The sequence below is a fragment of the Psychrobacter nivimaris genome, from assembly GCF_009812035.1.
In the GTDB taxonomy this organism is placed as follows: domain Bacteria; phylum Pseudomonadota; class Gammaproteobacteria; order Pseudomonadales; family Moraxellaceae; genus Psychrobacter; species Psychrobacter nivimaris.
The window spans coordinates 218,714-243,776 of sequence record NZ_VZIZ01000007.1 but is presented as its reverse complement, the minus strand read 5'-3'; the positions used below and the strand labels follow the sequence as shown (position 1 = coordinate 243,776).

At 44.4% G+C, this 25,063-nt stretch carries 20 protein-coding genes and 2 riboswitches; of the genes, 12 read left to right on the top strand and 8 right to left on the bottom strand.

Features of this window, described 5'->3' with window-relative positions; translation table 11 throughout:
* Positions 1-184: 184 nt before the first annotated feature.
* From gcvP to gcvT, 4 genes are all read right to left on the bottom strand, one after another.
* Positions 185-3,082, bottom strand: coding sequence for an aminomethyl-transferring glycine dehydrogenase (gene gcvP, locus FQV37_RS03670; RefSeq protein WP_160021337.1), 2,898 nt, complete (start codon positions 3,080-3,082; stop codon positions 185-187).
* Between the two features lie 64 nt (positions 3,083-3,146).
* A complete protein-coding gene (locus FQV37_RS03665; protein ID WP_160021336.1) occupies positions 3,147-3,905 on the bottom strand; it encodes a nitroreductase family protein in 759 nt (252 codons plus the stop codon).
* Between the two features lie 350 nt (positions 3,906-4,255).
* Positions 4,256-4,636, bottom strand: a complete 381-nt coding sequence (gcvH, locus tag FQV37_RS03660; RefSeq protein ID WP_057760766.1) for a glycine cleavage system protein GcvH — start codon at positions 4,634-4,636, stop codon at positions 4,256-4,258.
* 117 nt (positions 4,637-4,753) lie between these two features.
* Entirely contained in the window at positions 4,754-5,947 is a 1,194-nt protein-coding gene (gene gcvT, locus FQV37_RS03655; protein WP_160021335.1) for a glycine cleavage system aminomethyltransferase GcvT, read from the bottom strand.
* Positions 5,948-6,115: 168 nt separating this feature from the next.
* A riboswitch (glycine riboswitch) is annotated at positions 6,116-6,264 on the bottom strand.
* A gap of 69 nt (positions 6,265-6,333) precedes the next feature.
* Positions 6,334-6,473, bottom strand: a riboswitch (glycine riboswitch).
* 249 nt (positions 6,474-6,722) lie between these two features.
* On the opposite strand from gcvT, the gene FQV37_RS03650 reads away from it, so the two are divergent.
* The 5 genes from FQV37_RS03650 to FQV37_RS03630 all read left to right on the top strand — a co-directional run bounded on the left by FQV37_RS03650 (position 6,723) and on the right by FQV37_RS03630 (position 11,961).
* Positions 6,723-7,043 carry a YcgL domain-containing protein gene (locus tag FQV37_RS03650; protein WP_057760762.1) on the top strand — a complete coding sequence of 107 codons (321 nt, stop codon included), beginning with the start codon at positions 6,723-6,725 and terminating at the stop codon, positions 7,041-7,043.
* Between the two features lie 261 nt (positions 7,044-7,304).
* Positions 7,305-7,901: a hypothetical protein gene (locus FQV37_RS03645; RefSeq protein WP_102092316.1), complete on the top strand. Its 597-nt coding sequence runs from the start codon at positions 7,305-7,307 to the stop codon at positions 7,899-7,901.
* Between the two features lie 298 nt (positions 7,902-8,199).
* Positions 8,200-9,063, top strand: a complete 864-nt coding sequence (locus FQV37_RS03640) for an AAA family ATPase (protein WP_101205695.1) — start codon at positions 8,200-8,202, stop codon at positions 9,061-9,063.
* Between the two features lie 146 nt (positions 9,064-9,209).
* A complete protein-coding gene (locus FQV37_RS03635) occupies positions 9,210-10,433 on the top strand; it encodes a vWA domain-containing protein (protein WP_101205694.1) in 1,224 nt (407 codons plus the stop codon).
* Positions 10,434-10,743: 310 nt separating this feature from the next.
* Positions 10,744-11,961: a globin domain-containing protein gene (locus FQV37_RS03630; protein ID WP_160021334.1), complete on the top strand. Its 1,218-nt coding sequence runs from the start codon at positions 10,744-10,746 to the stop codon at positions 11,959-11,961.
* Between the two features lie 233 nt (positions 11,962-12,194).
* Here FQV37_RS03630 and FQV37_RS03625 read toward each other — a convergent pair whose 3' ends face one another.
* The gene (locus tag FQV37_RS03625) at positions 12,195-13,007 is read right to left on the bottom strand and encodes a phosphodiester glycosidase family protein (protein ID WP_160021333.1); all 813 of its coding nucleotides are present in this window, start codon (positions 13,005-13,007) and stop codon (positions 12,195-12,197) included.
* Positions 13,008-13,112: 105 nt separating this feature from the next.
* A complete protein-coding gene (locus tag FQV37_RS03620) occupies positions 13,113-14,927 on the bottom strand; it encodes an FMN-binding glutamate synthase family protein (protein ID WP_160021332.1) in 1,815 nt (604 codons plus the stop codon).
* 268 nt (positions 14,928-15,195) lie between these two features.
* Between FQV37_RS03620 and FQV37_RS03615 the strand changes: the two genes are divergently transcribed.
* From FQV37_RS03615 to FQV37_RS03605, 3 genes are read left to right on the top strand one after another with little or no spacing between them, the layout of a single operon-like run.
* Entirely contained in the window at positions 15,196-15,411 is a 216-nt protein-coding gene (locus tag FQV37_RS03615) for a hypothetical protein (RefSeq protein WP_160021331.1), read from the top strand.
* 3 nt (positions 15,412-15,414) lie between these two features.
* A complete protein-coding gene (locus FQV37_RS03610; RefSeq protein WP_160021330.1) occupies positions 15,415-16,266 on the top strand; it encodes a hypothetical protein in 852 nt (283 codons plus the stop codon).
* Positions 16,267-16,301: 35 nt separating this feature from the next.
* Positions 16,302-17,297 carry a Hint domain-containing protein gene (locus tag FQV37_RS03605; protein WP_160021329.1) on the top strand — a complete coding sequence of 332 codons (996 nt, stop codon included), beginning with the start codon at positions 16,302-16,304 and terminating at the stop codon, positions 17,295-17,297.
* 73 nt (positions 17,298-17,370) lie between these two features.
* On the opposite strand, the gene FQV37_RS03600 is transcribed toward FQV37_RS03605, so the two are convergent.
* Positions 17,371-18,198, bottom strand: a complete 828-nt coding sequence (locus tag FQV37_RS03600; RefSeq protein ID WP_160021328.1) for an IclR family transcriptional regulator — start codon at positions 18,196-18,198, stop codon at positions 17,371-17,373.
* A 176-nt stretch (positions 18,199-18,374) separates the two neighbouring features.
* Between FQV37_RS03600 and FQV37_RS03595 the strand changes: the two genes are divergently transcribed.
* Both FQV37_RS03595 and FQV37_RS03590 read left to right on the top strand, forming a co-directional pair.
* Positions 18,375-19,559 carry an acyl-CoA dehydrogenase gene (locus FQV37_RS03595; protein ID WP_160021327.1) on the top strand — a complete coding sequence of 395 codons (1,185 nt, stop codon included), beginning with the start codon at positions 18,375-18,377 and terminating at the stop codon, positions 19,557-19,559.
* A gap of 205 nt (positions 19,560-19,764) precedes the next feature.
* Positions 19,765-20,973, top strand: a complete 1,209-nt coding sequence (locus FQV37_RS03590; protein ID WP_160021355.1) for a CaiB/BaiF CoA transferase family protein — start codon at positions 19,765-19,767, stop codon at positions 20,971-20,973.
* Between the two features lie 53 nt (positions 20,974-21,026).
* On the opposite strand, the gene FQV37_RS03585 is transcribed toward FQV37_RS03590, so the two are convergent.
* Positions 21,027-21,797, bottom strand: coding sequence for an IclR family transcriptional regulator (locus FQV37_RS03585; protein WP_160021326.1), 771 nt, complete (start codon positions 21,795-21,797; stop codon positions 21,027-21,029).
* 230 nt (positions 21,798-22,027) lie between these two features.
* Between FQV37_RS03585 and FQV37_RS03580 the strand changes: the two genes are divergently transcribed.
* Both FQV37_RS03580 and gabT read left to right on the top strand, forming a co-directional pair.
* On the top strand, positions 22,028-23,491 hold the full coding sequence (locus FQV37_RS03580; RefSeq protein WP_160021325.1) for an NAD-dependent succinate-semialdehyde dehydrogenase: 1,464 nt from the start codon (positions 22,028-22,030) through the stop codon (positions 23,489-23,491).
* A 201-nt stretch (positions 23,492-23,692) separates the two neighbouring features.
* Positions 23,693-24,955, top strand: a complete 1,263-nt coding sequence (gabT, locus tag FQV37_RS03575) for a 4-aminobutyrate--2-oxoglutarate transaminase (protein ID WP_160021324.1) — start codon at positions 23,693-23,695, stop codon at positions 24,953-24,955.
* The last annotated feature ends 108 nt before the right edge of the window (positions 24,956-25,063 follow it).

The window sequence follows — 25,063 nt, the reverse complement described above, 5'->3', positions numbered from 1 at the left end:
GAAATTTAAGATAAATAGCTTATTATCAATATAAGCTTTTATTATATTGAGTTCTTATCGTTTATTTTATTGATAATATTACCTGCTAACGTAATAGATAAAAAGTCAGAAAAATAAAAAGCCTCCAAGTCAGCTACTGACTTGGAGGCTTTTTACTACAGAGAATAACTATCCGAAATAATAATTACATATAGTTTTCGATACTTGGGCAAGAGCACATTAGGTTCTTATCACCATAAGCATCATCGACACGCGCGACACTTGGCCAGAACTTGTTTGCACGAATGTACGGCAGTGGGAATGCAGCAGTCTCACGGCTGTAAGGATGCGTCCACTCTTCACTAGTAATCATAGCAGCCGTATGCGGTGCATTGACTAACGGGTTATCTTCTAGCGTCCAGTTATCTTCACCAGCTTTTGCTTTCATGGCTTCAGCTTTGATAGATTTTAGCGCACTGATAAAGCGATCCAACTCTTCTTTTGACTCAGACTCTGTTGGCTCAATCATAAGCGTGCCAGCGACTGGGAAGCTCATTGTTGGTGAATGGAAACCATAATCCATCAAGCGCTTAGCGATATCGCTTTCCGTGATGCCAGTCTCTTCTTTTAACGGACGAATATCGATGATACATTCGTGAGCTACGCGGCCGTTTTTGCCAGCATATAGGACAGGGTAGTGACCTTTTAATTCAGCTGCCACGTAGTTTGCGTTCAACAATGCCAACTCCGTTGCTTTTAATAGACCATCACGGCCCATCATAGCAATGTACATCCATGAGATAGGTAAGATGCTCGCTGAACCATAAGGTGCTGCAGATACTGCTGAACAGTCTTTTTGTGCATTATGTACAGGGCTCAAGGTATGGTTGGCCATAAACGTTGCCAAATGCGCTTTCATACCGATAGGGCCCATGCCTGGACCACCGCCGCCATGCGGGATACAGAAGGTTTTGTGCAAGTTCATGTGCAATACATCAGCACCAACGTCTGCAGGCTGCATCATGCCTACCTGAGCGTTCATGTTCGCGCCATCCATATAGACCTGACCGCCATGCTTGTGAGTCAAATCACAGATATGACGGATGCCTTCTTCGAATACACCGTGCGTCGATGGATAAGTGATCATTAGCGCACCTAGACGATCGCTATATTCTTCACATTTAGCCGTTAGATCATCGATATCAACGTTGCCGTTTTCATCAGTTTTGACCACGACAACTTGCATACCCATCATCATAGCGGTAGCAGGGTTGGTACCGTGCGCCGACATAGGAATTAAGCAAACATCGCGATTGGTTTCGCCCAATGACTCATGATAACGGCGAATGGCTAACAGACCAGCATATTCACCAGAAGCGCCAGAGTTTGGCTGCATAGAGACATCATCAAAACCAGTAATGGCTTTTAATTGATCTTGCAAGCTATCGATCATCGCGATATAGCCAGTAACTTGATCACGCGGTGCAAAAGGATGCACATTGGCAAACTCAGGCCAAGTAATCGGTAGCATCTCACTGGTGGCGTTTAGCTTCATGGTACAGCTACCCAGTGAAATCATGCTGCGGTTCATCGCTAGATCTTTGTCTTCAAGCGACTTTAGATAGCGTAGCATTTCATGCTCGGTATGATGCGAGTTGAATACTGGATGAGTCAAGATGTCATCCGTACGCAGGTGTGCGCTATCAAGTGAGACGCGAGCTGTTTCAGGTAGATCGTGTGACTTGTTGACGAATAGCTGAGTCAAGGTGTTAAAATCTTGCTGATCGCTGGTTTCACTAAAGGCAACGCTCAATTTGGTGTCGCTTAGACGCCATAAATTGTAGCCGACGTTGTCTGCATTTTTAAAGATTTGAGTAGCCAACTTCTCTGAACCACAATCAACTACAACTGTATCGAAGAATTGATCATGTACCACGCTCAAGCTGCTGTCGTTAGATTCTGTGATAGCATCAGCAAACGCAGTGGCGAACGCATGAATACGAGTGGCAATACGCTTCACGCCGCCTGGACCATGATATACCGCATACATACCAGCGAGGTTAGCTAGCAATACTTGCGACGTACAGATGTTTGAGTTGGCTTTTTCACGGCGGATATGCTGCTCACGCGTTTGTAGAGCCATACGTAGTGCTGTATTGCCTTGTGCGTCTTTTGAGACACCAATGATACGACCAGGCGCTGAACGCTTGGCCTTATCAGAGAACGCAAAATAAGCGGCATGTGGACCACCGAAGCCCATTGGAATACCAAAACGCTGGGTACTACCTAGCGCTACGTCGGCACCCATGTCAGCTGGTGATTTTAATAGCACTAAGCTCATGATGTCACTGACGACACTGACGTAAGTCTTGTTTTCTTTTACTGCACTGATGACGTCTGTTAAGTCTTTAACGTCGCCTTCAGCACCGACATACTGGAATAGCGCACCGAAATAATCGCCAGATTTAGCGGTTTCAAAATCACCAACGATGACTTCCCAACCAAAGTATTTAGCACGAGTATTGATGACATCTAGTGTTTGTGGATAGACGCGCTCATCAACGAAATACTGTGTTGATTTACTTTTGCTCACACGCTTTGACATCGCCATCGCTTCTGCCGCTGCTGTTGCTTCATCAAGCAATGATGCACCAGCCAGCTCAAGACCAGTCAAATCGATACATACTTGTTGGAAGTTCAGCAATGCTTCTAAACGACCTTGAGCGATTTCCGCTTGGTAAGGCGTATAAGCGGTATACCAGCCTGGATTTTCGAGCACGTTGCGCTGAATGACAGCAGGCATACGAACCGGAGAGTAGCCTTGACCGATATAGCTTTTATTAACAGTGATGTCGTCTGCCATCGTGCGTAGTTTGGCAAGTGCAGCGTGCTCACTCATCGCCACTGGCAAATCCAATTCTTTGTGCAAACGTACTGGCTCAGGCACAGTGTCATTGATAAAGCTTTGCATATCTTTATAACCAACAGCGCTAAGTAGGTCAGCTTGCTTGGTCTCATTTGAACCTAAGTGGCGATAGACAAATTCAGCTTCGTTGAACAATCCTTGAAAGGTATCAAACGATGGGTTTTGAGAGATAGTCATGACAATCCTTGGTTAAGGGAGTAATAAACAAAATAGCAATTAAGGGAATAGTGTGAGCGATACGTTATACGTAATGCACAAACTGTTTTTGATCAAAACGGAACTGAGTGTTGTAAACGCCATTGTCAGCACGTTCACCTGCGCCAATCATCATAATGATATGCTGATCGTCGCCCAAGCCTAGTAGGCGCTTCATAGCAGGCTCGTCAAAGCCGCCCATAGCACAGCTATCAAACCCGTGAGCACGTAATGCTAGCATGAGGTTTTCGGCGGCAAGTGCGGTGTTATTGGTTGCCCAGTTTTTGGTATCTTCAAACGTATAATAAGGCGATTTGATTGGGCCCTTTACGCGTCTGACCACTTGCGTTGCGCCCCATTTCGCAGCCGAAACCACGTTGGCTGGGCCGCGCAAAAAGTCCATCGTGACGACTTTGTTATAGTAGTCTTTCACTTTCTTTGGCACTGGCTGATCAGGGTATTCGCGCAATACTTGCTTAGCGTGATCATGCCAAACATCAGTACGAGCAACGATGGCAATCAAACGGGCTGATGTTTTTGCGGCGTTTTGATTCATGCAGTTTTTGACGGCGCGTTTGCGATTGTCAGCATCATCGATAACATAAAATTCCCACGGCTGTAGGTTGCTAGAGTTTGGTGCTAGCATGGCCAAACGCAGACAGTCTGCCAATACGTCGTCAGGGATAGGTGTGTCAGTAAAACGGCGCACGGAACGGCGTGACTCTACGATATCGCGAAACGCTTGTAGCTGCGGCGTATGGTTTGGTGTGGCAATGGGGTCTTTATTATCGGTGTTGGCATTCATATTAGGATCCATGCTGAGAATTGGGTTATCAGTTTGCGTCGTTATTGATAGCACGTATTCATTGGGATTCGAATAGGTGATCAATACGAGTCAATGAGATAACGCTTGGTAGCAATAACATCGGACGATAATGATTGTTGGAGATCTACATATAAAGCTGCTTTCAAATAATAAGCATGGTCAATGAGCCAATACTTTTAATGAGAAAGGTTGTTCAAACAGTTTAAATAGAGAGTATAGATACCAGCTGTTGCCAGTATCTATGTTTAGTCGGGGCTAGTGCTTTGTACGAGCTAAAGTCTTACAAATGTTAATGTCTTGCGAGAGCATGCTTAGCTTACGTGCTTAGATTATAAGTCGCTTTCGTACTCGTCAGCAGTCATTAGTGCTTCGTAATCAGCGATATTGTCAGGCTTCATTCTGAAGAACCAACCTTCGCCATATGGGTCAGAGTTAATGATTTCAGGATCATCTTCTAGTGCTTCGTTGATAGCGATCACTTCACCTGAAATAGGTGCATAAACGTCAGAAGCCGCTTTTACTGATTCAACAACTGAGATTTCATCATCAACAGCGATGATATCGCCCACATCTGGTAGTTCAACGAATACCACATCACCCAATAGATCTTGAGCATGGTCAGTGATACCAACAGTGATCGTACCGTCGTCTTCTAGGCGTAGCCACTCGTGACTCGCAATATATTTTAGCTCTGCTGGGATGTTGCTCATGGTCTCTCTCCTAAGTGATAGAGGTTAATTAACAAAAATAATGGAGGCTAGGCGTGTCGTCATTTTTATACTCGTGTGTAAAATGACAACGCACTCTAATGATAGAATTTATAAGACCTAAGAGTCAAACTGTTGCTTGCCGTTACGGACAAAAGGTAGCTTCAATACGCGTACATCGACGAACTTACCTTTGCCGCGTAGGTCGACTTGTACACTGTCATCTTCTGACAAGCTGGCAGGCACACGGGCAATCGCGATTGAGTTTTTTAGGCTAGGGGAGAATGTACCACTGGTGATAATGCCAGTTTGCTCATTATTAGTGCCTTGATTGATAGTCACTGTCATGCCTTCACGCAATACGCCACGCGTGGTCAATAGCAGACCCACTTGCTTCATAGCGGTGTTGTCTTCTTTTGACTGCTTACGTTTGCTGACCAATGCTTCACGACCGACAAAGGCGCGGTCGTCTTTGAGCGCTAGCGTCCAGCCCATGTTGCACTCGTAAGGGCTGATGGTCTCGTCCATGTCATGGCCATAAAGGTTCATGCCCGCTTCCATACGCAAGGTATCACGTGCGCCAAGACCGGCAGGTTTGATGCCATTTGCTTTTAGCTGCTCAAAGAAAGCAGGGGCATCATCGGCATGCATAATGACTTCGACGCCATCTTCACCAGTATAGCCGGTACGAGCTACAAACCAATCGGTGCCTTCGATATCGGTCAAGTCAGCACCAACGAAAGGTTTTAGTGCTGCTAAGGTATCTGCCCAGCTTGGTTTGGCCTGAGCCAGTTTTGCAATAGCATTTGGACCTTGCACGGCAAGCATCGCAAGCTCAGGACGCTCGGTAATCGTAATATCAAAGCCTTCGGCGACTTTATTAAACTGTGCTAAGTCCTTGTCACGAGTGGCCGCGTTAGAGACGATACGGTACTCAGTTTCTTCTGCATTCATCAGGTAGACGATCAAATCATCGATGACGCCGCCTTGCTCATTGAGCATGCCAGAGTACAGCGCTTTACCAGCGGTAGTGAGTTTGTTGACATCGTTTGCGAGCAGCTTTTGTAGCCATGCTTTGGTATCAGCACCTTTGATATCAGTCACAACCATATGTGAGACATCAAACATACCTGCATCTGTACGTACCGCGTCGTGCTCTTCGATTTGTGAACCGTAATGAATGGGCAATTCCCAACCAGAGAAATCGACCAGTTTGCCCTCACTATCAATATGAGACTGGTAAAAAGGGGTGCGCTGAGGAGCTTGGCTTTGATCGTTTTGAGAAGTGATGTCTTGAGAATGGGTATCAGTCATAACAAATCCTTATGTGTACATCAGTCGTACTCGGCAGAGTAAGGAGTGATGCGCAACGTAAAAGTAGCGAGAAGCAATATTGCAAGGTGCAAATATCACATCAAAGGGTGACACAGAAAGCAAAGATGAAGACGTAAGCCAAACAGACGCTATACGTCAGTTTGAGCTAAAGCCCTATCTGTCCTGTGACCTGAGATTTTCAACACGAATCATCATTTTTGGGCAGTTGTATGAGCCCTATCGTCGATGATAGCGTATTTTCTCCCCTTCGGTGGGTAAGACGTCGTCCGTTCTTACCACTCTCCAGATTTGTTATGCCTTATGTTTGATAAAAAAGTAGTGCGCTATGAGCGTCATACTACTAAACATTATCAAACAACAGTGACATGCGTTTTTCAGTCCTTTTACCTGAGCGATTGGCAGGGTGGATGCGCCTTCGGTGGTTATCTAGCAATTGCGATAGTTGTATAACCAATAGGGTTCAATACAAAAACGATGCTGATAAACTCTCTCCTGAAAAACGCTTTTATTATGAAAGGTTCAAAGCGCTTTTACAAGTCATCAAAGCCATTAAAATAAATAAATTTGGCAAAAATAATGTTTTGATAGGGCAGTCTATGAAATAGGTTATGTTTTACAACGATATTTTTATCGCTCATATCAGCGTTTTATCTGTGTGTTTTGACAAAAATTACCATAGCAAAACGCAAAGCGACTACTGGTATTTGCCTGAAATATGCTAACCTACGCCCATAGTTTCTGATAGGTGGTTTTTATGCATTGCGATATTTATAAATTTCCCAAACACGACGACATGTATATCTACATTGCGCGTCCTGATTATCCTGATGATACTGATGAAATCAAAGACTGGCTTGGTGTATTACCAAAAGATTTCCGTGCAGGTTTAGGCCGTAGTAAGTTCGTCATGCATTTGGACTTATCAACTAAAGATAAGCTCGCTCGTGTCGACAAAGAAGAAGTACTGGCAAAACTACAGTCTCAAGGCTACTTTGTGCAGTTGCCGCCGCAAGATGTGATGCGCCGCCAAGCAGAGCTGCGCGCTCGTGAATCGCAGGACAGCATCTATAATTAATGGAATTGTCAGCGAGTAAATGTGGTAGGACATATCAGTACGCTACCTTAAAAATAGCGTCGATAGAAACCTACAACACACTTGCTCACATGCATTTGAGTAGAGAGTCGTGATAAACTGACACCCTACGCAATGTACATATAAGCATACATAATGCATAAGTTCATTATGTAGTTGGCCTCATTCTGGTTCTACAGAACGCACATATACCGCTAGACACAGATTGTGTCATTGGCGATAAACGCAGGTAAATAAACACGCATGGACTGGTTAAAAAATATCTTACATAGCTTACCGCTAGAGTCTATCAGTGACATTCTCGGTGAGATTGCCATCTGGTGGGGCCAAATGGTAAAGGATGTCCCGCCCGCTGATTTGCCGATGTATGCTTATCTTGGCGGTGCTGTTTTGGTACTAGTGCTATGGATACTCGTTGCTCGTGTACTGCCAAAACCATTGGGCGGTATGAGCTGGATGGTTCTGTTTGCAGTATTACTAGCACCAGGTACAGCGCTTGGCGATCCGAGCGAGCTTGCACCAGCCAGTATCAGCGTCGTCTATGCTGTGATGATGAAAGATTATGCAGGTGCGGTTGCCAATATGTTGCCGATATTGGTGATACTGGTCGCAGGGTTGTTCGTTGGTTTTGTATGGCAGCTGATACGCAGCGCATTTGCATCAAGTTTGGACAAAGCCCGTAGTCGCAGCGCAGAAGATACACAGGCCACATTGCAAATGACCACAGGCAGCTATTTGCCAGAAGGCGCTACCGTAACCGACCAGCCTGACACTAATGTAAGCTTAAAAAAAGACAGTACATTGGCTAAAAAAACGGATAGCGATACGTCTGATAAGTGATAAAAATAGGCTAGGCATTAAGATAGTACTATTGTTTTAGAATTTATTTGATACCCGAAAAAGAGACACCGCTGCGTGTCTTTTTTTATGCTCGACTGTTTATTAGGCATATAAATAATTGCTCACTATACATTGCACATAACAATTGTTAATAAATGCGAACGCATGAGTATTTTGGCAATGCATCAGGCTGTGCTAATCTAATTTATTCTTTACCAATTTATTCGTTATTAGTCATTTATGTTTTAGACCTATCCATTTATAACAACTCATCTATAACAACAATCGAGATCTGATTATGACCACAGCTGACAATACTAAGAAAAACTTTACTGGTACCAGTAGTTATATTGCTACCGATGATTTGCAACTGGCCGTAAATGCCGCCATGACCTTACAAAAGCCATTGCTGATCAAAGGTGAGCCTGGCACAGGTAAGACGTTGCTTGCCGAAGAAGTCGCTGAAAGTTTGGGCATGCCACTGATTACTTGGCACGTCAAATCGACGACCAAGGCTGAGCAAGGACTGTACGAATACGATGCAGTATCACGCCTGCGCGATTCGCAGTTGGGTGATGATAAGGTCTATGACATTGCCAACTATATCAAGCCGGGCAAGCTGTGGGATGCTTTTACCAGTACAGAGCGTAGCGTACTGCTGATTGATGAGATTGATAAAGCCGATATCGAGTTCCCAAATGACTTGCTACATGAGCTTGATAAGATGTCTTTTTATGTTTATGAGACGGGCGAGACTATAACAGCGGCGCAGCGTCCAGTAGTTATTATTACCTCAAACAATGAAAAAGAGCTACCAGATGCGTTTTTGCGTCGTTGTTTCTTCCACTATATTGACTTCCCAGAAGAAGAAACCATGCGCCAAATCATCGAAGTGCATTTTCCAGACATTCAAGAAAAACTGGTCAATGATGCATTGGATATCTTCTATAAACTGCGTGGTATTCAAGGTCTTAAAAAGCCGCCATCAACGTCTGAGTTAGTCGACTGGTTAACTTTGTTACTTGCTGATGATATGGCTCAGGACGAATTAGAAGAAAATCTACGCGGCGAGAAATCTATCCCGCCACTATATGGTGCGTTGCTCAAGAACGAGGCAGATGTGAGTTTATTACAGCGTTTTGCCAATATGATGCGTCGTTAATGTTTGCCGCTTGCGTTAGCTTTAACCTTTTATATCCAATATCTGATGTAAAAGTCAACGCAAGCGCTCAACCTGTGACTGTACCAATCAATGATATCAGCAATATCACCAGATAATAATATCAGCCAATAAGTGATACGACTCTTATGTTTATCAAACTATTCTATACCTTGCGTACTTACGGCGTGCCAGTCAGTACGCGCGAGCTGCTCGATCTCAATGCCGCGTTAGATAAAGGGCTGATGATGCAGTCGCATCCTGAAGATCCAGCACTGACTACTTTTGCTAGCCGCGAAGATATGTATCGGCTGATTCGACTGTGCATGGTCAAAGACGAGCGCCATTTTGATAAGTTCGATCGGGCCATGGCGGATTATTTTGAAGGTGTTGATAGCCTCGATATGGATGAGCTATTAGCCAAGCTGACAGATGTGCCCAAAGAGTGGCTGGATCTAAAGCTCGATCCAAAGAATCTAACCGAAGAGCAAAGACGCCTACTGAAAAAGTACGGCTCGCTTGAAGAGCTGATGAAGGCGTTAGAGGAACGGTTAAAAGAGCAAAAAGAGCGTCATCAAGGTGGTAGTAAATGGGTAGGCACAGGCGGCACTTCACCATTTGGTGCTTATGGTGACCATCCAGAAGGCGTGCGTGTCGGCGGTGAGTCGCGCAAACGTAGCGCAGCAAAAGTCTGGGAGCAGCGTAAATATCGCAATCTCGATGATGATAATCAGCTCGGTACTCGCCAAATTCAGATGGCGCTACGCAATCTGCGCCAGTTTGCGCGGACAGGCAGTGCTGACGAGCTAGATATTCATGAGACGATTAAGCGTACGGCAAAAAAGGGGGTGCTCGATATACATATGCAGGCAGAGCGCCGTAACCGTGTCAAAGTGTTGATGTTGTTTGATGTGGGCGGCAGTATGGATATCCATGTCGAAGCGCTCGAAAAACTGTTTTCTGCGGCAAAAAATGAATTTAAAACCTTAGAGTTCTTTTATTTTCATAACTGTTTGTATGACTATGTGTGGAAGGACAATAATCGTCGTCATAGTGCGCCGATGCCAACGTTTGAGCTACTCAATAAATATGGCCGTGAGTATCGTGTCATCTTCGTCGGTGATGCATCGATGTCACCTTATGAACTGATGACAGTAGGCGGCAGCGTAGAGTATATGAATAATGAAGCGGGCATCGTATGGTTGAAACGCGTACTGGAGCATTTTGATAAAGTAACTTGGCTCAATCCTGAAAACCCATCGTATTGGCAATATACGCAAACCATCGTTGAAATTAAAAAACTGTTTGAAAATAAGATGTATCCGATGACGTTACATGGTGTTGAAGAAATGACTCAATATATGGCACGGTAATTTTGATATTAAGCCTGATTGATGAATAAATAAAGTCTGTTAACACAGCTTAAATCCCTATAACAACAGCCGTTATGACAACATAGCGGCTGTTTTTTCATCGATGAAAATGAACTCAATATTGATTGTATATTGGTATGCCTAGTAAAGTGTGATAACATTCATTTTAAATGAATGTTATCAATATTCTGAATTGATTTGCTAAAAATTTTGATGACACTGTAAAAAGGTCCGCTCATTATTGCCAGTTTAGACGGATTATTTTTAACATCTCAATTTATCAATGCAGTTAATGACTAAGAGAAACAACATGGCCTCACCAAAAACGTTAGAAATCGTCACCGCAACTGTTCCTGTACTCGAAGAGCATGGCGTTGCGATTACCACTGTGTTTTATAGAAATATGTTTAACGAGCATCCTGAGCTGTTAGATATTTTTAATGAGACCAATCAAAAATTGGGAAGACAGCAGACGGCGCTAGCGACGACAGTATTAGCCGCTGCCAAGCACTTGGACAAGTTGGCTGCGCTATTGCCACAGGTTACCCAGATTAGCCATAAGCATAGAGCGTTACAGATATTGCCTGAGCATTATCCTATCGTTGGTAAGCATCTGATCGGGGCGATAAAAGAAGTACTAGGTGAGGCGGCTACCGATGACATTATTGATGCTTGGACGGAAGCTTATGATGAGATCGCCTCAGTATTTATTCAGATTGAACATGGTATGTATAAAGAGGCGATGTGGCAGGGGTTTGCACCGTTTAAGGTAATTAAAAAGGAAGCGGTCGCTACAGATATCGTAGCCTTTACCGTGGTACCAGTCGATAAGAGTGAGAACAATAAAGGCAATGATTTAGCAAACGCTCAAGAGATTGATTTAAGCAAGTTGACCTTGACCGCTGGTCAATATATCACGGTGAAAACAGACCCAAAAGACAGCGATCATATAGCCTTACGTCATTATTCTCTATACTCTGCAAGTACCGATACGGGCATTCAGTTTGCTGTTCGACGTGACAACCGTAATGAGCATCATGGGTTGGTCTCTAACTATATGCATGATCAATTAGAAGTAGGTGACACAGTTTTATTATCGGCTCCAGCTGGTGACTTTGCGCTCAATCAAGATTTGGTACAGCAAAATGATATTCCGTTAGTATTGATGAGTGCAGGAGTCGGGGTGACGCCTGTACTGTCTATGCTAGAGGCGCAAGTATTAGCCAATCCTAAACGTCCTACTATCTGGGTTTACGCCTGTCAAAATGTCGCTCATCATGCTTTTTCTGATCAGGTAGAGGCATTACTTGCTAAGGCTGAGAACGTAGAAAAGCATATATTTTACTTTGAGTCTGGGCAAATATTAGATGAGACGTGGCTTGCTAGCTTGCCTAAGCCTGCTGATATCTATGTGTGCGGCTCGATGCCGTTTATGGAGAGCATGATTGATGGTTTGGTAGCATTAGATCATGGTGTCGATAGCGTTCACTACGAACCGTTTGGCCCCAAAATGAGTTTGGGGGGTTAAGTTTTTAACATATAGTCGGTGAACTACTAAACCGCTACGGCGTTATCCTCCTTAGATGTACTAATTGTACAATCTACAGTCGGCTGCCTTGTACCCATTTTAGAGTTCTTTGACTATAATATTCAAAATAAATGTTTATAAAAAAGCACTTAGCATGGAATAATCACGCTAAGTGCTTTTTTATACAACATACTATGAGAAGAAAGAGATTAACCTAAAGATATAAAGACGTATTAATCTTTATTTTCAACCAATCCAATCATGACGCCCATCTCTTTTTTATCCTGCTTATCGATACTAGGCGCATACAATGCTGAGGCAATACCACCGTCTAAAAACAGCGCGTTTGAACAACCCAGTTCATCCTTAAATAGCTCTGCAAACTGATAAAAAGTCACAGGCTCATCGCTATTAACGAGCTGTATACTGCCATCACGGCAAACGCCTGCACCATTACGCAGTTTGATTGAGCTGCTATTGGGGTTGAACTGTGGGTGTATCTCGTCATTGATGACCAGCATAGGGCCCGATTGCGTCGCATACCAAGGCTGCACATCACCATTGTTTAGCTGCTCATTTAACGCATTACTTTCGGTGATTTGCACGTTGCCAGCTTGGTCCCACCACATAACCCCATTAGGTAATAGATGAAAATTACCGCCACCTTCTCTTACATTTAGCGATTTGAGTTCTTTGCCTTCGATGACGGTATAGCCAATCGGCGCATAGTTTTCATTATACATGCCTGCATTCATCGCAAATTTGAGGGTCTCATGATTCGGTAATGTGGCCAATAACGCATCAAAGGTCAGCAGAGGCTCATTTTTATCAGAGGATTGCCAAAACAGTTGTAATGAATAACGCTCGCTCGCTAACGCGGTAGCATCGACACGGCAAACACTATAAGCAAAGGGCGTGTCTTTAGTCTGACATGACCAGCTATCGGTATCGCTACTAGTCGCATTGGTATTTGTCTGCTGGCAAGCGCTCAGGCCTAGCGCAAGCACTATCATTGATAGGGATAAGGTAAAAATAGAACTTGGCATCAATCACGCGTCTTTTAATGTATAAATTATTTAAGTTTGGTTGCTATCTACTGCTTAATTACACTTACATCACTACCTTTTAAGTACAACGATTTAGGCGCTGATTCAGTCGCTAGCAGGCGGGAAGTCGCGGATTGTATTATTCACATTACCAATTAATCGTCCACCATCGGTGAGATTGGTCAAGTGCTCAGAATTATATCCAGCGCTGTGTTCTGTTGGTGCGCCAGTCTCTTTGCCCTTATCGCGTGAGTCCTTGTTATAAGCAATGAGCGCATCGTTGTTGGCTAAGAAGCTATCAGGGCTTGCCATGACCCACATCTGGTTAAATACGTCGGCACGGGCGCTATGATCTAGCAGCGCACCTTTATCAGCAAAATAGAAAAACTTGGACAATAGCTTAATCTGCCCATCGTCTAAGCGGCGTGCGATATGATACGGCTGTAATTGGCTAGGATGCTGTAAACCGACCGCGCCTACGATACTGGCAAGCGATTTTAGCGTGTTTTTGTGGAAACTTGCAACACGCTCAGCCTTACTAGGGACGTCGAGCGCCTTTTGACGGTAAGGGTCTTGAGTTGCCACACCTGTCGGGCAAGTGTTGGTATGACAAGAGCGCGACTGAATGCAGCCGACTGCAAACATAAAGCCACGTGCTGAGTTACACCAATCGGCACCTAGCGCAATCATGCGCGCGATATCAAAGCCTGATACGATTTTTCCACTAACACCAAGCTTAATTTTGTCACGAATACCTGCACCGACCAAGGTATTATGTACCAGCAAAAACCCTTCGACCATTGGCATGCCGACATTGTCCATAAACTCGACGGGCGCTGCACCTGTGCCGCCTTCAGCACCATCGATAACGATAAAATCAGGATAGTTATCCGTCTCGATCATGGCTTTGACAATTGCCATAAACTGCCAAGGTTGACCCACGCATAGTTTAAAACCAACAGGCTTGCCGCCAGATAAGTCACGTAGCTGTTGCCAAAAGGCGACAAGCTCGCGCGGTGTACTAAATGCAGTGTGCGAGGAGGGTGAGATGCAATCTTGACCCGTAGGTACTTGACGAGTATCCGCAATCTCTTGCGTGATTTTGCTAGAGGGTAGGACGCCACCTTTACCAGGCTTAGCGCCTTGTGACAGCTTGATTTCGATCATTTTAACTTGTGGATCAATGGCTTTTTCGGCAAAAGACTGTGGATCAAAGTTACCATCATTATCGCGGCAACCAAAATAACCCGTACCCAACTCCCAAATCAAATCACCACCGAACTTGCGATGATAGGGGCTGATAGCGCCTTCGCCCGTGTCATGAGTAAAGCCGCCGAGTTTTGCGCCTTGATTGAGCGCCATGATGGCGTTGGCTGACAGGCTGCCAAAGCTCATCGCGGAGATATTGAATACCGACATATCGTGCGGCTGCTGACAACGCTCACCGCCGACCATGATACGAAAATCTTTGTTCTCTAGTGGTGCACTGATGGTGGATTGCAAAAACCACTCTTTGCCATGAGTATATAGATTATCCAACGTACCAAAGGCATTGGTGTCACTGACGTTCTTAGCACGTTGATAGACTAGCGCACGCTGCTGACGTGAGAACGGTACTTGTTCTTTATCGTCCTCAAGCAAGTACTGGCGAATCTCAGGACGGAAATCTTCCAATACATAGCGAATATGTCCAGCGACAGGGTAGTTGCTCAATATCGCGTGCTTGGACTGAATCAAATCATAAATACCAAGCGCCACAGCCAAACCACCGATTACAATCAGCCACCAACTTACCAACAATAAACCCGCTAATAGAATTAAAATCGCCGCGCCAAACGTACTATAGCGAAGTAATAATCCGATAAAATACGGCGAGCTGGTTTTTGGTTCAGGGTTTAGATTGGTACGAGATTCAGGCATAGCGAGGCTCAATAGTAATGATTGATATAGATAAGATGCTTACATTTGTCGCGTACATCATACACGCATGACGTCATTACGTCGGTATCAATGGGTAACAGTTTGGTCAGAATCACTTTCGTTAGGAGCTGCGTTAGTTCGGTTGCACAAACAAGTAATGACAGTATATGCAATAAAGTGATTAAAAATAGCTCATATGCTACTTTAGATAGCGAAAACCATCGAGCAGGGTAGCCATAATATTTTAAGAAGATATTTCGATGAAGACATGCTGACAACTATTGATCCATTTGATGCGGTGCAATTGGCATGTGTGATTGAGATTTGTATTAATCATAGAAACCAAGCGCCAGCAGGGCGCTATCTGTATGCCAACTCTAGAAATCAGCTAAAAAGCAATAACGACAGCGACCGACTGCGTAAGTATCTGCTAAAGTTTGGACTGAGGTTTGATGGGTTAAAACGACAAGATCAAAAAGGATAAGACATGAATAACACAGGATTCGTGGCAGGTACCCTTATTCATACGGATAAAGGCTTAGTACCGATTCAGGATGTCAAAGTGGGCGACTTAGTTTTATCAAAGCCTGTACTCTCCAAGCCTGAAGATGGTAGTGGTGACATAGAGTATAAGCCTGTGGTCAAGACCTTTGTGCATGAAGACAAAGCGGTATGGATCGTGCGTTTAGAGAGAAATCATACTTCACCTTATAGATTAAAACCAGGTGATGAAAATTTTGATATTCAAAACTATTTGCTTGCTGATGAAAAAATCCAATCAGCTAGCCGCTTTAGTAGTTTTCTAGCGACGCCCAATCACCCTGTTTGGGTAGTCGGTGCCATGGAAAATCCACAGGAAGATATTGAGTTCTATGATCAGCCTTACTTTAAACGTGTGGACGAACTACAACAGTATGAGATTGCTGTGAATACCGATGGCGTAATGTATACCGTTGAGCGTGTGCAACCTACCTATCAAATCGCTCATGAAGATTTGGAGAGTAATCCAAACTATTTTTGGTATCAAAAGCATTATCATGAAGACTACTACGATGATTATGTGCAAGATGCCGAAGCGCACATGCTCGACTACAGCGAAGTAGAATATAAGGGTATGGGATATGTTAATGACATTAGCTTTTATCAGGAGAAAGGCTATTTGGGTCAACATATTGAAGATAATGGAGGCACCATGCGTATGTTCAATCAATTGACCAACGCGCAAGGTGAACATATTTTATATCAGGCAACTGTCTATAATTTTGAGGTGGTAGACAACCATACCTACTTCATTGGTCGAGCAGGACTATGGGTGCATGACGCCAGTTCAAATAACTAATTGCATCAATAATAAAAACAGTAAAAGGAAAGTACATGAACAACAAAGGATTTGTAGCGGGAACGCTCGTCCATACGGATAAAGGTCTAGTGCCAATTCAAGATATTAAAGTAGGTGACTTAATTTTATCAAAGCCTGTGCTCTCCAAGCCTGAAAGTGGCATTGGTGATATAGAATATAAGCCTGTCATAAGTACGTTTACATCTCCGAAAAAGGAAAGAATCTTTAAAGTTGAATACTTTAACGAAACGGTAGCCAAACAAGGTAAAAAAGGTAGAAACTATATCTTATGTACCAGTAACCACCCATTTTGGGTAACTCGCCAGCCTGAAGATACGAAAGGTGAATGGCTATCGGCAGAGCACTTGCCAGCTGGATATCTAACGTCTGCTCATGTTGATACGATTGCGCTTGATGATTATTCGTTTATCCCTGTACGCACCTTACCGAACTTCCCTGAAGGTACAGCGTATACTCAAAGTATTGAGGAACATGACTTATGGGAGACAGATGGTCTGGTTCAGTTTGTGAGATTTACGGATGATGGCTACGAGTTTGTTAGTTTAGCCAATACAGAAGAAGCGTTCAAAGAAGAAATCAAAACCGTCAATATGCAAACTTCCGATGCCAAGTTGCTTATTAATGAAAAGGCACCCTTTATTATAGACCCTGATCTTTATAAAACTTTAAATACTAGACTAGATCAAGACATGGGTGGTTTATATACACACTCCTCTGAAAGCTTTATTGAGTTTGCAAACTCACCTTTAGTGCATGAGGGTAAAATAGTAAGAGAAAATAAGATAATTAACTTAGGTAGACATAAGATAGTTCTTAATAACATTGAAAGATATGGTAATGCAACAGGATTGTTAGAGGGTAGTATTCACGAGCAGATGCGACGCTATAACGATGTCTGCCCCAATCCTTATGAAGACTACGTCTATAACATAGAAGTGGCGGACCATCATACTTATTTTGTCGGGCATGATGTGGTGTGGGTGTTGGACGCTAAAGAGCCAGCCAATTAACCAGTCCTTTAGTCTATATCAATAGAAAAATTATGACTGGCTAGAAGGCTTATATCTTCACCATATTACTGCTTTAAATCCCACCACCAATCTGCTCCGCTAATGCCTGCAACTTAGGCACTATCATCGCAGCATACTCATCCGCTTCCCAGTTGGCACTTGGCACACTAGCATTCAGCGAATACGCGTATTGTCCTGTTGCGACATCATAGACCCCAACCGCGACTGCCAGTATGTCAGTAGAAAACTCCCCATCAGACACGGTATAGCCGTATTTTTCATAATGCTCTGCTGAGCTAGCTAGGGCATCTTGTGCATGGTTGAATTCCTCAACAGATAAATTCTCTTGGAGATTATTAATGATGATCGCCTGTCTCGCTTGCGAGCTTGCCGCATAAAAAGCGCGTCCAATAGCAGTGCGTGCGATAGGTACAGCGGAGCCAACCTGTAAGTTGACCGATAGACGAGCAGGGCTACGGCAGCAGGCGTGATAGCGCATTTCTCCTTCGACTTCGGTTGCCAAATTCACCGATACTTCATTCTCACTAGCGAACTGACGTAATAGTGGTTCAGCCGCTGCCACCATGTCGTGGCGACTCCACGCGGTAGCACTGAGACGTACTGCACTACTGCCCAATTGATACTGTCCGTACTCATTAGTACGCAAAAATCCCAGCATAGTCAATGTGTGGATAAGACGGGTAATGGTCGCTTTTGGCAAATCTGTCATCTGACACAATTGCTGATGGGTGAGCTGCTCATCATGTTCAAAGGCAGCCAGTATGACCAATCCACGACCCAGTGCCGTCACAAACTGTCGGTCATTCTCTTCCTTGTTTTGACTCATTGTCGCATGCATACGTTCGAGTAGCGGAGTAGCTGTTGATAAGGGTTTTGTCATTTTATACTCATCTTTTTTTGATAAAGGTTTACAGGGCAGCGAAAGTTTGGTTAAATGGTTTTAAATTATGAAACTAAGTTTCGCACAGCGGAATAATGAAGTCAATGACTTGTTAGACCAAATGATGTATCAATCACTATTCGTCAGTCAGGATGACTGATACCAAGGAGATCCACATGGCAACATCTACCAGCCCACGTTTTGATTGGGAAGATCCTTTTTTACTACGTGACCAGCTCACTGAAGAAGAGCGTATGGTCACCGACAGCGCGCGTCAGTTTTTTCAAAAAGAGTTGATGCCTGGCATTATTGAGGCCAATCGTAACGAGAATTTTGACCGTAATATCATGCGTCAAATGGGTGAGATGGGTCTGCTAGGCGTCACGATTGAAGGTTATGGCTGTGCTGGTCTATCAAGTGTCGCCTATGGTCTGATTGCCAAGGAAGTGGAAGCCGTTGATTCGGGCTACCGTTCAGCGATGAGCGTACAGTCAAGCTTGGTTATGCATCCTATCCATGCATACGGTACTGAAGAGCAGAGAGAGCGTTATTTGCCTAAACTTGCCACAGGTGAGTATGTTGGCTGCTTTGGTTTGACTGAGCCAGACTCAGGGTCAGATCCTTCATCAATGTCTACTCGTGCGCGCGCTGTAGATGGCGGCTATGAGCTGACGGGTAACAAAATGTGGATCACCAACAGTCCTATCGCAGACGTATTTGTCGTCTGGGCAAAAGATGATGCTGGAGAGATTCGTGGTTTTGTTTTAGATAAAGGTATGAAAGGATTATCTGCGCCGAAAATCGAAGGCAAGTTTTCACTACGTGCGTCAGTTACGGGTGAGATAGTCATGGACAAAGTATTCGTTCCTGAAGCCAATGCTTTCCCAGATATCCGTGGTCTAAAAGGACCATTTGGCTGCTTGAACAAAGCCCGTTATGGTATCGCTTGGGGTTCGATGGGTGCGGCTGAATTCTGCTGGAAAGCCGCCCGTCAATACACGCTCGATCGTAAGCAGTTTGGTCGTCCGCTAGCGGCAACGCAGCTCGTGCAGTTGAAGCTTGCCAATATGCAGACAGAAATTACCTTGGGCTTACAAGCAGCGCTACGTGTCGGTCGTCTGATGGATGAAGACAACGCAGCGCCTGAAATGATTTCACTCATTAAACGTAATAACTGCGGTAAGGCACTGGATATCGCTCGTATCGCTCGTGATATGCATGGTGGTAACGGTATCTCTGATGAGTTCCACATCATCCGTCACGTGATGAACTTGGAAGCCGTCAACACTTACGAGGGTACACATGATATTCATGCGCTTATCCTAGGCCGTGCACAGACAGGCATTCAAGCGTTCTTTTAAGCGTTTTTAGCTAATAATTTTTGGTACAGCTGTATTTTATGACGTACGTTACTGCTTGGCTTTTTATCAAAAGAGCATTAACAGTAGCGTACGTTTTTCAGTTGTTATTCATGATTTAACTACTTTGTAATTACATCCTGAATAACAATTTTCTAATCAGAAAATCGAAGAATACGCCACAGAGTAAGGGAATCTCATGACAGATATGATTGATATGGCTAATATGCCAAAGGGCGCATTGCATGGTATCAAGGTGCTCGATTTATCGAGAGTGCTTGCTGGCCCTTCTTGCACACAAGTACTTGCTGATCTTGGTGCCGAAGTTATCAAAGTTGAGCGTCCACATATCGGTGATGAGACTCGTCATTGGGCACCGCCAACATTCAGCGATGACACCTCTGCTTATTACGCTACGATTAACCGCAATAAAAAATCGCTGACGGTAGATATCACTACGCCGACAGGGCAAGACATCATTAAGCAGCTGATCGCTGAGAGTGATATTTTGGTTGAGAACTTCAAAGTCGGTGGTCTGAAAAAATACGGCTTGGATTATGACAGCTTAAAACAAGACAATCCGCGTCTGATTTATGCGTCATTGACAGGGTTTGGGCAGACAGGACCAGATGCTGCGCGGCCTGGTTATGATTATATTATCCAAGGATTGTCAGGGCTGATGAGTATCACGGGTCCAAGCGATGGCGAGCCGCACAAAGTTGGTGTGGCAGTGGTTGATTTGTTTGCAGGTTTGCAGCTGACGATAGGCATACAAGCGGCACTATTGGCGCGTCATCGTACTGGACTTGGACAACACGTCGATGTGGCATTGCTTGATAGTGCACTCGCCATGCTTGCCAATGTCGGCATGAATCATTTGGCCTCAGATAAGATACCGCCAAGGCTAGGCAATCAGCATCCTAATATCGTGCCGTATCAAGTATTTGCTGGCGAGGGTGAGCAGCACTTTATTTTAGCCTGTGGTAATGACAGTCAGTTTGCCAAACTGTGTGAGGTGCTCGCAGTTGATTGGCATACCGATGAGCGCTTTGCGACCAATCCACAACGCGTTGCCAATCGCGAACTGCTGTGCGGTGCGCTGAGCAAGAAATTTTCTGAGCAACCACGTACCTATTGGCTAGAGGTTTTAGATCAGGCAGGTATTCCATGCGGCGCGATTCATAATGTGGCTGAAGCCTTGGCCATGCCGCAAGCGCAAGCGAGGAATATGATTGTTAATTTCACCGAGCAAGGCAGTCCAGTACGCGCACTTGGTAACCCTATTAAGTTATCCGCATCACCAGTCAGCTATCGTACGCCGCCACCGCAGTTAAGCGAACACACTGATAGTACGCTTGCTGATTTAGGTTATGACAGTGAGATGATTGCTAAACTAAAAGCCGATGGGGTCGTTTAACAGAGTTTTTTGGTTTATATTTTTTAGACCTGCACTGATATTCAATCCTAACGCTACCTTTCAGCGTTAGGATTGAAGCCTAAATGCTGCTCAATTTGCTCCGCCAATTCAATCAATACCGCACTGACCTCAGCCCGCTTAGACTCATACTCCCCTTGCAAAAAACTCACTGCCATACCAGCGACCGCATTGCCTGATGCGTTACGGATATAAGTGCCCAAGCAGTACATCCCATCGCGCAACTGTCCATCATCGAGTGACAATCTACTTTTCTGAGTCGCTGCAAGCTCAGCGGATAAATCCGTAAAATTCTTGACCCCATGCTGGGTCATAGGCGTTGGAAAGGCATCTTTATACAATGATTTGATACTGTCCATAGATAACGTAGATAGCATAGCCTTGCCAGTTGCAGAAAATACCGCAGGTACACGAACACCTGCACGAAAAGTAAAGCCAAGCGGAGCAGGAGACTCGTGGCATGCCAAAAACACCACCTCTCCCAAATCCAGTTTGGATAAGGTAACCGTGTGCTGAAGGAGCACCGGATACTGCACAATCAAATCTTTAAACAACTGGGTGACGCCTTGCTGCTGCTCGTATTTTCCTGCCCAATACATCAAATATGAACCCAAATAAAAACGGCTTTCAGGGTCTTTATAAATGACATGCTTGGTCAATAGACTTTGCAAAATGTTGTGAGTGGAGCTACGCGGTAGCCCAAGCTCTTTTGCGATATGAGCCGCTGTCAGAGGCTGTGAGCTATCAGTAATTAAGTCTAAAATCTGAAAGGTTTTGTCTAGCGCAGGCACGGCAGTCGAGCTCATAAGTAACCTATAAAAGTAAATAAAATGAAATAAAAGATAGAAGTACAAGATAATTTTTAAAATAATGAGATTAAGGGTTGCAAATCGCGTCATATCGTTCTTATAATAACGTCTCGTATATAGAATACGTGTTCAGTATATTGAACAAAAAATAAATTATCAATAATTATTTACGACTTACTATTTTATCCATTCTTATAAATACACCCTATATGACAAGGAGCGTCAACATGTCACACGCGCTGCAGTTATCAAATCCAGATTTACTCAAACAATCTTGCTTCATCAAAGACGGCTGGCATGCTGCTAGTGATGAAGCTGTACTTGATGTAAACAATCCTTTTAATGGCGAGCTCATTGGTACTGTACCAAGTCTGACCACAGAAGATGTCAACGAAGCCGTTGCTTATGCTCATGATGTCCAAGCAGACTGGGCAGCAAAAACAGCCAAAGAGCGTGCAGAGTTATTGCAAAAGTGGGCTGATCTGATCGATGCCAATAAAGAAGATTTGGCCATTATCATGACCGCTGAACAAGGCAAGCCGCTGACTGAATCACGTGGTGAAGTGGGTTATGCCAACAGCTTTATCCGTTGGTTTGCTGAAGAAGGCAAACGCGTCTATGGTGATGTGATTCCTGCTAATAGCACACATCTACGTCATGTCGTTCTCAAGCAGCCAGTCGGTGTTTGTGCCGCTATCACGCCTTGGAACTTCCCAGCTGCGATGATCACGCGTAAAGTTGCTCCTGCACTAGCAGCGGGCTGTACGATTATCGTCAAACCAGCCACCGAGACACCTTACTCTGCATTGGCACTGGGTATATTGGCAGAGCAAGCGGGTATTCCAGCTGGCGTCATTCAGGTCGTCACTGGTAAGTCTTCTGTCATCGGCGACATCCTAACGGGTGATGCTCGCATTCATAAATTGTCATTCACAGGCTCTACAGAAGTAGGCCGTACGTTGATGGCACAATGCGCGCCAACTATTAAGAAGCTATCGTTAGAGTTGGGTGGCAATGCGCCATTTATCGTCTTTGATGACGCCGATCTAGAGAAAGCCGCTGCTGGTTTAATCGCTTCTAAATATCGCAATGCTGGTCAGACCTGTGTTTGCGCCAACCGCGTATACGTTCAAGACAGCATTAAAGACGAATTTTTAGATATCTTTGTCAAAAAAGTTGCTGAATTAAAAGTAGGTAACGGCTTAGAAGAAGGCGTAGATATTGGCCCTCTAGTCAACAAAAAAGCCTTAGATAAAGTCCAAGCCTTGCTAAAAGATGCGCTAGACAAGGGCGCAAAGCTGGTCACTGGTGGTAGTGTCAATGATGCTTCAGAACTGACTTATAACCCAACCGTTATCACTGATATTAGTAGTGATATGGATATCGCTTCTGAAGAAATCTTTGGACCGATTGCGACTATCTTTACCTTCAAAGACGAAGCAGAAGTTATCCGTGCTGCTAACGATACTATCTATGGCTTGGCCGCTTACTTCTATAGTAGCGACTATGCACGCTCATGGCGTGTTACAGAAGGGTTGGAGTACGGCATTATCGGTCATAATACTGGTCTAATTTCTACAGAAGTTGCCCCATTTGGCGGTGTGAAGCAGTCTGGCTTTGGCCGTGAAGGTTCAAAATACGGTATCGAAGACTATATCACGACCAAATACTGGTGTTCTGATATCACCTAATAGCCATAACCTAATGAGTTGGATTAATGGTTAGCAAAGTAACAATTAATAAAGTATCAACTAGCGCAAATTTTTAGATATCTATGGTGTTTTGGGTCAAACAAGCACCATTTGATATCTAGTGAGTACAAAGATAAACATCAAATAAACCGCCAATCTCTAGATGGCACTTATGTTACGAACACAGAAAAGGACATTCCCATGACGACTACCAATCAATCATTACTTGAGCGCCGCAAAGCTGTTTTACCAACAGGACTTGGGGTTGCCTTTCCTATCTTTGCAGAAAAAGCAAAGAACTCAGAAATCTGGGACATCGAAGGCAAGCGCTATATCGACTTTGTCGGTGGTATCTCAGTATTGAACACGGGTCACAGCCATCCAAAAATCACTCAGCGTGTGCATGAGCAGCTAGACAAATTTACGCACACTGCGGCACAAATGATCAACTATGAGTGCTATGTGGATTTGGCTGAAAAGTTGTGTGAAAGAGCGCCTATTACTGGTCCGACAAAAGCGTTCTTTTTGACCACTGGCGCAGAAGCGGTCGAAAACTGCATCAAGATTGCTCGTGCTAAAACCCGTCGTCCAGGCGTGATTTCTTTCGTTGGCGGCTGGCATGGTCGTACCATGATGTGTATGAGCTTGACTGGTAAAGTATTGCCATACAAAAAGAACTTTGGCCCGATGCCAGGACCTGTGTTCCATGCGTTGTTCCCTGCAGAAGAGTTGAACGTGACAGAAGCACAAGCGCTGCATAGCCTTGACATGATCTTCCAAGCAGACATCGATCCTAGTGAAGTGGCGGCAATGATCATCGAGCCAGTCCAAGGCGAGGGTGGTTTCCATCAAGTAACGCCATCATTTGCCAAAGCGCTACGCGACATCTGTGATGAGCATGGCATCGTGCTTATTTTTGATGAAGTACAGTGTGGTTTCGCCAGAACCGGTACGCTATTTGCGGGTGAGCAGTTAGGTGTTGAGCCTGACCTTATGACGACTGCCAAGAGCTTAGCAGGCGGCTATCCTATCTCTGCGGTCATCGGCCGTGCTGACATTATGGATGCGCCGCAAGTCGGTGGCCTAGGCGGTACTTACTCTGGTAATCCACTAGCCTGTGTGGCAGCACTCGCTGTTATGGAAGTCATTGAAGAAGAAAACTTGCTTGAGCGTAGTGTGGTGATTGGCGATACCATTGCTGCATTCTTGAAAGGCTTAGACCTAAGCAGCATCGGTCATATTCGTTATAAAGGCGCTATGCTAGCGTTTGAATTGATCGATAGCGAAGGCAAACCTGATGCAGCAGCAGCAAACAATCTAAAAGCCAAATCATTTGAGCAAGGCTTGCTACTAGCGTCTTGTGGTATGTATGGCAATGCCATTCGTGTGATGGTGCCATTGACGGTTGAAGATGACGTATTACAAGAGGGCCTTGATATCATTGGCGGCATATTAACTGCGTAATAAGTACTGAGTGTCATTTATTTAAGCGATGGATCACTTCTAACCAAACTGCAAAGTTGGTTAGAAGGTTATATTTAAAATAACGGCAAGGTTGCCCTTATGACACTC

Coding starts and splice junctions, on each gene's coding strand:
- gcvP (WP_160021337.1), bottom strand. CDS start 3,082: ATGACTATCTCTCAAAACCCATCGTTTGATACCTTTCAAGGATTGTTC.
- FQV37_RS03665 (WP_160021336.1), bottom strand. CDS start 3,905: ATGAATGCCAACACCGATAATAAAGACCCCATTGCCACACCAAACCAT.
- gcvH (WP_057760766.1), bottom strand. CDS start 4,636: ATGAGCAACATCCCAGCAGAGCTAAAATATATTGCGAGTCACGAGTGG.
- gcvT (WP_160021335.1), bottom strand. CDS start 5,947: ATGACTGATACCCATTCTCAAGACATCACTTCTCAAAACGATCAAAGC.
- FQV37_RS03650 (WP_057760762.1), top strand. CDS start 6,723: ATGCATTGCGATATTTATAAATTTCCCAAACACGACGACATGTATATC.
- FQV37_RS03645 (WP_102092316.1), top strand. CDS start 7,305: ATGGACTGGTTAAAAAATATCTTACATAGCTTACCGCTAGAGTCTATC.
- FQV37_RS03640 (WP_101205695.1), top strand. CDS start 8,200: ATGACCACAGCTGACAATACTAAGAAAAACTTTACTGGTACCAGTAGT.
- FQV37_RS03635 (WP_101205694.1), top strand. CDS start 9,210: ATGTTTATCAAACTATTCTATACCTTGCGTACTTACGGCGTGCCAGTC.
- FQV37_RS03630 (WP_160021334.1), top strand. CDS start 10,744: ATGGCCTCACCAAAAACGTTAGAAATCGTCACCGCAACTGTTCCTGTA.
- FQV37_RS03625 (WP_160021333.1), bottom strand. CDS start 13,007: ATGCCAAGTTCTATTTTTACCTTATCCCTATCAATGATAGTGCTTGCG.
- FQV37_RS03620 (WP_160021332.1), bottom strand. CDS start 14,927: ATGCCTGAATCTCGTACCAATCTAAACCCTGAACCAAAAACCAGCTCG.
- FQV37_RS03615 (WP_160021331.1), top strand. CDS start 15,196: ATGCTGACAACTATTGATCCATTTGATGCGGTGCAATTGGCATGTGTG.
- FQV37_RS03610 (WP_160021330.1), top strand. CDS start 15,415: ATGAATAACACAGGATTCGTGGCAGGTACCCTTATTCATACGGATAAA.
- FQV37_RS03605 (WP_160021329.1), top strand. CDS start 16,302: ATGAACAACAAAGGATTTGTAGCGGGAACGCTCGTCCATACGGATAAA.
- FQV37_RS03600 (WP_160021328.1), bottom strand. CDS start 18,198: ATGACAAAACCCTTATCAACAGCTACTCCGCTACTCGAACGTATGCAT.
- FQV37_RS03595 (WP_160021327.1), top strand. CDS start 18,375: ATGGCAACATCTACCAGCCCACGTTTTGATTGGGAAGATCCTTTTTTA.
- FQV37_RS03590 (WP_160021355.1), top strand. CDS start 19,765: ATGATTGATATGGCTAATATGCCAAAGGGCGCATTGCATGGTATCAAG.
- FQV37_RS03585 (WP_160021326.1), bottom strand. CDS start 21,797: ATGAGCTCGACTGCCGTGCCTGCGCTAGACAAAACCTTTCAGATTTTA.
- FQV37_RS03580 (WP_160021325.1), top strand. CDS start 22,028: ATGTCACACGCGCTGCAGTTATCAAATCCAGATTTACTCAAACAATCT.
- gabT (WP_160021324.1), top strand. CDS start 23,693: ATGACGACTACCAATCAATCATTACTTGAGCGCCGCAAAGCTGTTTTA.